Annotated in this window: 3 protein-coding genes; 1 reads left to right on the forward strand and 2 read right to left on the reverse strand. The window is 63.3% G+C overall.

The features are described 5' to 3' along the window. Nucleotides 1-2,358, reverse strand: a 2,358-nt coding sequence (locus ACE039_RS18180; RefSeq protein WP_485822968.1) for a type I polyketide synthase, incomplete at its 3' end; no start/stop codon positions are given. A 734-nt stretch (nucleotides 2,359-3,092) separates the two neighbouring features. Continuing rightward, nucleotides 3,093-3,689, reverse strand: coding sequence for an RBBP9/YdeN family alpha/beta hydrolase (locus tag ACE039_RS18185; protein ID WP_485822969.1), 597 nt, complete (start codon nucleotides 3,687-3,689; stop codon nucleotides 3,093-3,095). A 270-nt stretch (nucleotides 3,690-3,959) separates the two neighbouring features. On the opposite strand from ACE039_RS18185, the gene ACE039_RS18190 reads away from it, so the two are divergent. Further along, nucleotides 3,960-5,087: a branched-chain amino acid ABC transporter substrate-binding protein gene (locus ACE039_RS18190; protein WP_485822970.1), complete on the forward strand. Its 1,128-nt coding sequence runs from the start codon at nucleotides 3,960-3,962 to the stop codon at nucleotides 5,085-5,087. Nucleotides 5,088-5,106 lie beyond the last annotated feature (19 nt).

Consider the following 5,106-nt stretch of genomic DNA (forward strand, 5'->3'; position numbering starts at 1 on the left):
GGCCGCCTGCTCGAAGCGGACGGGTTGGCGTACGTTATGCCACCAGTAGTCGGCAGTCAGCAAGGCGCCGTCCAGCAGGGCGCCGGTGACGGTGGAGTAGAACGGAATATCGTTCGTGCGCGGCTGGATACCCGCGAGCGATTCGCGGATGCCTGCTTCGATGCCGTCCATGGCAGGGCTATGGAACGCGTAGTCAAGATCCAGGCGCCGGAAGAATAGCGCTTGCTCGGCCAGCGCCGCTTCCAGCACGGTCAACGCCTCGGGCGAACCGGCGATGGTCGCGCCTCGGCTGCTGTTGAAGCCGGCCACGCAGACTCCGTCGCCCAGGTTGTGCTGGGCGATCAGCGCCAGTGTTTCTTCCCCGCTGATGCCAACGGCCGTCATGCGGCCTTGGCCCTTGGTTTCGCCTTGCAGGCGGCTGCGTTGGAAGATGACGCAAACGGCGTCGGGCAGGCTCAGGGCGCCGCAGGCCCAGGCGGCGGCGACTTCCCCGACGCTGTGGCCGATAACGGCCGAGGGCACGACGCCACGTTGCGCCAGCATGCGCGTAATGCCGACTTGCAGCGCAAAGAGCGCAGGCTGGGCGATTTCGGTGCGTTCGTAGCGGTCGTCGCCGTTTTCGCCGGCCAATTCCTTGTGCAGCGAGAAATTGGCGTACTGCGAGAACAGAGCGTCGACCTCGTCGATGGCGGTGGCGAAAACCGGGTCCGCCAACAAGCGGCGGCCCATTTTGGCCCATTGCGAACCATTGCCCGAATAGACCATGACGGGGCCGCGTGCCAATTTCAAGGCCGTGCCAACCGTCACGTCCGGATGGGACTCTGCGTCGTCGGCGAACTGCTGGAGCCGGTCGGCGACGGTGTTGCAGTGGGTGCCGAAGACGACGGCACGCTCGGCGTGCCAGTCGCGCCGCATTGCGGCGTGATAGGCCGCGTTGTACAGGAATTTGGCAGGCTTGCCGCGCAAGACCTCCGCCATCTGCCGCGCCGCGGCTTTCAGCGCCTGGGGCGTCTTGCCGGACACCAGCACCGGAATCGGAGCGGTCTTGGCCATCTTGCCTTCGGCCGCCGGGCTGCGCTGGGGCGCGCTTTCCAGGATTACGTGCGCATTGGCGCCGCCAAAACCGAACGAGTTCACGCCAACGACCAGCTTGCCTGTTTGGCGCAGCTTGCGGTTCTGGATGACGACGTCCAGGTTCCAGTTCTGGAACTCGATCTTGGGGTTGAGCGTCTTGATGCCGATGGTGGCCGGCACCACGCGATGCTGTAACACATACATTGCCTTGACCAGGCCGGCAACGCCGGAGGCGGCTTCCAGGTGGCCCAGGTTGCTCTTGACCGAACCGATGGGCAGCGGCGCGTCTTTGCCGCGCCGCTGGGCCAGGGCGGCCCCGATGGCGCGCGTTTCGATCGGGTCGCCGACTGCGGTGCCCGTCCCGTGTGCTTCAAGATAGTCGATGTCCGCGGGCGAAATACCCGCCTGCTCGTAAGCTTGGCGCATCAGCGTGGCCTGGGCGTCGGCGCTGGGCACCGTCAGCCCTGACTTGCGGCCATCGGTGTTGACGGCCGACCCGGCCACGACGGCCAGGATGTTGTCGCCATCCGCCACGGCCTGGTCGTAGTCCTTCAGCAGGAAGATGCCGCCGCCTTCTGATCGGACGTAGCCATCGCCTGCCGCATCGAAAACGTTGCAGCGCCCACGGGGCGACAACATCGATGCCTTGGAAAATGTAATGAAACCGTAAGGGTGAAGGTGCAGACTCACGCCTCCGGCGAGAGCCTGGCTGCATTCGCCCGAAACAATGGCGCGGCATGCCTGGTGGAAAGCCACCAGGGATGACGAACACGCCGTGTCCATGGCGATGCTGGGGCCGCGCAGGTCGAAGAAATACGACAGGCGGTTGGCGGCGATGCTGGCGGTATTGCCCGTGGCCATCGATGCGTCGACGGCGTTCAGGTCTTCAGCCAGACGATAGGCGTAATCAGAGCTGGCGATGCCAATATAGACACCGCAATTCGTGCCGCGCAGGGCGGACGGACGTACACCCGCCTGTTCCATGGCTTCCCAGCTCATTTCCAGCAGCAGGCGTTGCTGCGGGTCCATGAGGGCGGCTTCGCGCGGGGAAATGCCGAAAAAACCGGCATCGAACCCGGCGATGTCGCCAATGGAGCCGGCGGCAAAGGTGTAAGCCGTGCCGGGGTGGTCCTTGGCGGGGTGCAGGTAAGCGTCGGCGGACCAGCGGTCGTCGGCAACGCGGGAGACTAGGTCACGGCCTTCCAGCAGCGCTGGCCAGTAGTTGTCTACAGTGGTGCTGGGGAATCGGAATGATAATCCGATGACGGCGACGCGCTTAGCCATGCAGTGTCCTTCCAACCGCGTCGTATTGCGACGCGGAATATGAGAGTGCGGTCAAGCCGCAGGGGGAATGGGAGCCGGTAACGGCCTGGGTGCCGGAATGGCCGGACGCCTTGTCAATCAGACCAAGACTGAGTCTGTGTCTGACGATCAAGCGCGGCCGATGCGGCCCGATATGGCGGTTCTCCCTGTTGCTGCCATCGCGCGGATGGCCCCCTTGTCCTGGACACTGCATGGACGCTGCTGCCGGAGCGCCTTGAGAATGCTCGTTATGCTCATTACTTGAATGTTCTGTTTTCCAGTCTGACCAATGCCTTCTCTTCCGCTCGCTTGGGCAAGGGCGGGGCATTTGTGCGGTGCACGCGCAGAAACAAATTGATTTAAACAGATTGATTTTACTGTATACCGAGGATTCAGCTGTTTGAGGCCCCGCAGGTAACCACGGAGTCATAGGCAACCCGTGAAGTGATCCTTACGTTTCGCTGTCTTTGAGCTTTCGGGGCCGTAGGATATCAATCATTTGTAACTTGTATTGGGCAAGATTAATCAAAACGATTCAGACGCGATGAAAGGCGGGACTTTTTTTGTCATGACTTGCAAGGTTTGCAAGAATCACATGACAAAGATGGCAAGTTTGGTTGCGACGCTCGGGGATACCCGCGAATTTGTGGCAAAAAAGCACGCCGGGCGGCGTGCTGTCGCAGGCCGGGTAGGGGCCACCGGCGGTCGAGGCCCGATCAGGGCACGCTGCAAACCGGCACCGGAGGAATCCGCTTGGCCGGGGTCGGGATACGCCAGGAAGCGCGGCGGCGCAGCGCGCCGAATATCTTCAGGCCCTGGGGCCAATCAGCCAGGCCGCTTTCGGCATTGATGTGCCCGGCCCCTGGCAGCACGATGACCCGGCTGCCCCAGTCCTGCGCGAAGGCGCGAGCGCGCTCCAGGCGGCAGTAGGGGTCGTTGTCGCTGGCGACCACCACGCTTTGGAATGGCAGGGGCTGGCGCGGAATGGGTAGGAACCCGCGTAAGCAGGCTGGCGCGTCAGCGGATTCCACGTCCGCCGGCGCCACCAGCAGGGCGCCAGCCACCTTTGCCCGCAAGGGGACGGGCAGCGCGGCGCTGATCAGGCAGCCCAGGCTATGGGCGATCAGCAGCACCGGGCTGCGGGCCTGGTCGACTTCCGCCGCCAGGGTCGCGATCCATTCGGGCGCCGCCGGGTTTTCCCAGTCGCGCTGCTGGATGCGCACCGCATGGGGCAGCAGGGTCGCCCAGCGTGATTGCCAGTGGTCCGGTCCGGAGTTTTTCCATCCGGGGACGATGATCGGTTGGAGTCTCATGGCGGCCATCATGCCGCGCGGCCCTAGTAACTCAAACGAATAAATCGTCTTTTGCATATATGGCGCCGGGTATAAAGCGGGGCCTGTGCGCGATGCGGCACCCACGTGCCCGGAGGACGCCGGAAGTCGGGCCGGATGGGCTCCAAATACAGGGTTTTTTCAGTGTATGCTTGCCGTGCACATGCACAGTAACGGGGCGTGACCACATCGTTTTCCGGCGTCCGCCCGGTTCAAAAACCAACGATTACAAGCGATTAGAGGAGTCCACTCATGAAGCCAGTATTTCGTCTGACCCCGGTCATTGCGGCGCTGGGCGTCGCCGCTGGCCTGACGTTTGCGGCGGGAGCGCAAGCGCAAACCATCAAGATCGGCGTGGTGGGCCCCACCACCGGCGCGGTGACTCAGTATGGCGATATGGTCCGTGAAGGCGTCGACACGGCTGTCGAACGCATCAACGCCGCGGGTGGCGTGAATGGCAAGAAGCTGGAAACCGTTGTGATCGACGATGGCTGCGAACCCAAGCAGGGCCCCGTCGCCGCCAACCGCGTCGTCAACAGCAAGATCGGATTCGTGGTGGGCCACGTGTGCTCGGGCGCCACCATCGCCGCCGCCGACATCTATAACAATGAAGGCGTCGTCATGGTGACGCCTTCGGCCACGGCGCCGGCCCTCACGGACGGCAAGAACTACGAGTTCATCTTCCGCACGATCGGCCGCGACGACCAGCAAGGTCCCGCCGCCGCCAAGTTCGTGCTGGAAAAGATCAAGCCGAAGAAAGCCGCCGTGCTGCACGACAAGCAGTCGTATGGCCAGGGCATCGCCACGGCCGTCAAGAACGACCTCGAGAAGGGCGGCGTGCCGGTTGCCGTGTTTGAAGGCATCAACGCCGGTGACAGCGACTATTCGGCCGTGATCACCAAGCTGAAGAGCCAAGGCGTCGACTTTGTCTACTACGGCGGCTACCACCCGGAAATGGGCCTGCTGCTGCGTCAGGCATCCGAGCAAGGCGTGAAGGCCAAATGGATGGGTCCGGAAGGCGCGGGCAATCCGGACATCAACGCCATTGCCGGCGACGCCGTCGAGGGCATGTTGCTGACGCTGCCGGCCGACTTTACCCAGAATGCCGCCAACGCCGACATCGTCAAGTCTTTCGAAGCCAAGAAGCGCAACGCCGGCGGTGCCTTCCAGATGACGGCTTACGCGGCCACTCAAGTCATCGCGGACGGCATCAAGGGCGCGGGCTCGGACGACCCGACCAAGGTCGCCAAGTACCTGCACGCCAATTCCTTCGACACGCCGATTGGCAAGGTGTCCTGGAACAAGCAGGGCGACCTGACGAACTTCTCGTTCGACGTGTTCACTTGGCACAAGGATGGTTCCAAGACCGTCTATAAGTGATGCCCCGGCGGGCCGGGAG

Source organism: Achromobacter maghribensis (genome assembly GCF_057334215.1).